Source organism: Flavobacterium sp. (genome assembly GCF_044371705.1).
GTDB lineage: Bacteria > Bacteroidota > Bacteroidia > Flavobacteriales > Flavobacteriaceae > Flavobacterium.
Genome location: NZ_JBILTE010000204.1, coordinates 1 through 4,549, shown reverse-complemented (window position 1 = coordinate 4,549; position 4,549 = coordinate 1). Strand labels below are relative to the sequence as shown.

3 protein-coding genes are annotated in these 4,549 nt (G+C 34.9%); 1 reads left to right on the top strand and 2 read right to left on the bottom strand.

Translation table 11 applies throughout. The features are described from left to right. Positions 1-302 precede the first annotated feature (302 nt). Entirely contained in the window at positions 303-2,906 is a 2,604-nt protein-coding gene (clpB, locus tag ACIQ2S_RS11630; RefSeq protein WP_396176170.1) for an ATP-dependent chaperone ClpB, read from the top strand. A gap of 68 nt (positions 2,907-2,974) precedes the next feature. Here clpB and ACIQ2S_RS11625 read toward each other — a convergent pair whose 3' ends face one another. Both ACIQ2S_RS11625 and ACIQ2S_RS11620 read right to left on the bottom strand, forming a co-directional pair. Then, on the bottom strand, positions 2,975-3,652 hold the full coding sequence (locus tag ACIQ2S_RS11625; RefSeq protein WP_396176168.1) for a hypothetical protein: 678 nt from the start codon (positions 3,650-3,652) through the stop codon (positions 2,975-2,977). A gap of 232 nt (positions 3,653-3,884) precedes the next feature. Next, positions 3,885-4,178 carry a hypothetical protein gene (locus ACIQ2S_RS11620; RefSeq protein WP_396176166.1) on the bottom strand — a complete coding sequence of 98 codons (294 nt, stop codon included), beginning with the start codon at positions 4,176-4,178 and terminating at the stop codon, positions 3,885-3,887. Positions 4,179-4,549: the final 371 nt, after the last annotated feature.

The window sequence follows — 4,549 nt, the reverse complement described above, 5'->3', positions numbered from 1 at the left end:
TGTTTAAAAATCAGTACCGGTTTTTCAAATGAGAGTTCGGTCATTTCATTTAACTGACCCAAGTCCGTTACTTTTCTCCATTCTATTTTAGAAACATTTCCCTGCTCTGTATTCCCGAAAAGATTATTAAAAATACTCATTTTTGACGTAATTTAAGACATTTTGGCTTGATTTTTTGTGGTTTTATGCTCAAAAACGGTCATTTTGTCTTGATTGTTAGTTTGGAATATAAATTGACCTGAATTACAAAGGTATTGAAATATCGACTTAGAATCATCTGAAAAAAATATAAAACAATAAAAATGAATTTAAAAAACTTAACCATCAAATCGCAAGAAGCCTTGCAGCAAGCACAGCAAATTGCAAAAGAATATGGTCATCAACAAATTGAAAACGAACACATTTCCAAAGCAATCTTGACCATTGATGAAAACGTCACGCCGTTTATTTTAAAAAAACTCAATGTAAATACGATACTGTTTGCCCAAATACTAGAAAGCACCCTCAAGAGCTTTCCAAAAGTAAGCGGAAGTGAAATCATGTTTTCACGTGAATCAGGCTCGATGTTGAACGATGCTGCGAGCATCGCAAAAAAAATGAATGATGAGTTTGTTTCGATTGAACATTTGCTATTAGCCATTTTCAAATCTAAAAGCAAAATTGCTCAAATTTTAAAAGATCAAGGAGTTACTGAAAAAGGGTTGGAAGCAGCTATTCAAGAAATTCGCAATGGCGAACGTGTGACTTCTGCTTCTGCTGAGGAAACATACAATGCTTTAAATAAGTATGCAAAGAATTTAAATGAATTGGCCAAAAGTGGCAAGCTCGATCCGGTGATTGGTCGCGATGAAGAAATACGTAGAGTGTTACAAATTTTAACCCGACGAACCAAAAACAACCCGATACTTGTGGGTGAACCCGGTGTGGGAAAAACTGCCATTGCAGAAGGTTTGGCTCATCGAATTGTAGATGGCGACGTACCTGAAAATTTAAAAGATAAAATCGTTTTCTCACTTGATATGGGTGCTTTGATTGCCGGTGCAAAATACAAAGGTGAATTTGAGGAACGTTTAAAATCAGTTGTAAAAGAAGTAACAGCTGCTGAAGGAGATATTGTGTTGTTTATAGATGAGATTCATACACTTGTGGGAGCCGGCGGTGGTGAAGGAGCCATGGACGCCGCAAACATTTTGAAACCGGCTTTGGCTAGAGGCGAACTGAGAGCCATCGGAGCCACCACTTTGGATGAATATCAAAAATATTTTGAAAAAGACAAAGCTTTGGAACGACGTTTTCAAAAAGTTTTAGTGGACGAACCGGATACTGAAAGTGCGATTTCCATCCTACGTGGAATTAAGGAAAAATATGAAACCCATCATAAAGTTCGAATTAAAGACGATGCAATCATTGCAGCTGTTGAATTATCACAACGGTACATAACCAATCGTTTCTTGCCTGATAAAGCAATCGATTTAATGGATGAAGCCGCTTCAAAATTACGGATGGAAATCAATTCAAAACCTGAAGAATTAGATGTTTTGGATCGCAAAATTATGCAGTTGGAAATTGAAATTGAAGCGATTAAAAGAGAGAACGACGAAAGCAAATTAAAAGTACTAGGATTAGATTTGGCTAATTTGAAAGAAGAACGCAACGAAATCTTTACCAAATGGAAATCAGAGAAAGATGTGGTGGATGCCATTCAAACGGTTAAACAAGAAATCGAAGATTTTAAATTGGAGGCCGAACGGGCTGAACGAGAAGGAGATTATGGGAAAGTAGCTGAAATTCGTTACGGGAAAATTAAAAATTCACAAGAACGATTGGATGCCTTACAAATTCAATTGCAAGAAAACCAAGCCGGAACTTCCTTAATAAAGGAAGAAGTAACACGTGACGACATTGCGGAAGTAGTTGCAAAATGGACGGGTGTTCCCGTGACAAAAATGCTTCAAAGCGAACGCGAGAAATTATTAAAATTGGAAGATGAATTACATCACCGAGTAGTGGGTCAAGAAGAAGCAATCGAAGCGATTAGCGATGCTGTCAGAAGAAGCCGTGCCGGTTTGCAAGACATGAAAAAACCTATTGGAACATTTCTTTTCTTAGGAACCACAGGAGTAGGTAAAACTGAATTAGCAAAAGCATTGGCTGAATATTTATTTGACGACGAAAATGCGATGACTCGTATCGACATGAGTGAATACCAAGAACGTCACAGCGTAAGCCGATTGGTAGGAGCCCCTCCGGGTTATGTTGGTTATGACGAAGGTGGTCAATTGACTGAAGCGGTGCGTAGAAAACCTTATTCTGTTATTTTGCTAGATGAAATTGAAAAAGCACACGCAGATACTTTTAACATTCTACTTCAGGTTTTAGATGAAGGACGATTAACGGATAACAAAGGACGCTTGGCAGATTTTAAAAACACCATTATCATCATGACTTCCAACATGGGTAGTGCCATTATACAAGAGAAATTTGAGAATTTAAAAGGTGGCATTGATGCTGCAACCGAAGCAGCAAAAACAGAAGTTTTGGGTTTACTTAAACAAACAGTCCGCCCCGAATTTATCAACAGAATTGACGAAATTGTCATGTTTACACCTTTAACTGCTGAAAACATTAAAGAAATTGTTTCGCTGCAATTAAAAAGTGTCACAAAAATGTTGGCTAACCAATACATCACATTAGATGCCACACCTGAAGCGATTAACTATTTGGCTCAAAAGGGATATGATCCACAATTTGGTGCCCGACCGGTAAAACGGGTGATTCAACGGGAAGTTTTAAATAAATTATCGAAAGAAATTTTGGGTGGCACTGTAAAAACAGACAGCATCATTCTATTAGATAGTTTTAATGGTGAATTAGTATTTAGAAATCAAAGTGAATTAGTGCTTTAATTATTTAAATAAACTAAAAAAGCGACCCAAAATTCGGGTCGCTTTGCATTTTATAAAAAGATCTACATCTATTTTTGGAAGCTGTAAACCAAACCGCCACCAAGACTGAATTGGTAAATTGATGAATAGGTACTTACCCCCGCACTTGCACCTCCTGTGCCAAAAAATACTCCACCACCAACTGACTGTGCTACAGATAACAATTGAGCTTGCAACTTAACTCCAAATTTTGGTGTTGCCCAAACAATGGCACCTGCTTTTAAACCCCATGCAAACTTTGACACCCTATTATTTATATAGTTATTGGGATTACCATCATTATAATCTAAATCGACTATGGCCATTCCAAGGGAAGCTCCTGCAAAACCTTCCACTTTAGAACCCGGTTTGCTAAAACTGTGATTTCCGCCTAACATTAAATAATTGATTTTTAAATCAATATCAGCATATTTACCAAAAATTCCTCCATTAAAATACTGCGTAGGAGCCGATGTGTTTTCACGAAGATAAGAAAGTTCTAAAAAGACATCTCTTCTTACTTCAAATTCAAAACCTGCTCCGTAAAGCATTCCATCTTGAATAACGCCTTGGTAATAATTACCGAAATCATAATACGAATCAAAACTATCTTCAAAAGTATACATACCGTATAAGCTTAATCTAATTTCTGATTGATTATCATTTTGTGCGGTTAATTGGGAAACAAACCCTAAACCAACTACTAATAAAATGTAAATTTTTTTCATTTTTTATAATTTTAGAACACAAATATAATTATTTTAAGGTATATGATCACAATTCGTTAAAAAAATGTTTGAATAGTCGATAAAAAGCGAAACACCAGTCCGGCATGACTGGTGTTTCTGAAAATAAAACTAACTAACATCTATTCTAAAAAGAATAAATTTCTTTACTGATAAAATACCATAGAATAGCAATCAGGGATACTAATAATAAAATAAAATAACCGATTAAAATCTAGTTGTAAAACTTAAAAGTTCTGTAAATTCGGTTAATCGGAATTCCTACTCCTCGATTAATTATAACCCGTTTGTTGGTAACGCCACAAACAGTAGCCTCTACAACTTTTTTAGATTTATTATCTTCAAAATAAATTTTGATCTTGAAATAATCTAGATTTCCAAAGGATAAGGCGAGCTTTAATTCATCAATTCGTTGCTGAATTGCTTCTTTTTTACTCAGAACATCTGATTTGGGGAATACAAGTGCAGTGATACACTCTTTGTCGATGGACTCAAAACAAGTAGCCATACTAAAAAGAATTAGGTTAATAATAGATAAAAGGGCTTTGTAAAATTAACAAAATATTTGAATAATCAATATATTTATTCTGTTTTTTTAAATTATTTTAAAACACTGGATGTTATTTACTGAAATTTAAGTACAAATTCTTGTGATTTATCAAAAATAATTGAAAATATTGAAAGTTCTTTTGGCTTTAATCAAAAGGGGAAATGTTGGTTGTTTTTAAGTAAAATCCCTTAAAAACTTTTTGCAAAAGTTTTGGGATTTTTTATATACAAATTTGCTAAAAGATAGACTGGATTACTTCGTGATCCAGAGTGGGGGTTGATTCAAGCTAAATCCCTTTAAAACTTTTTGCAAAAGTTTTGGGATTTTTT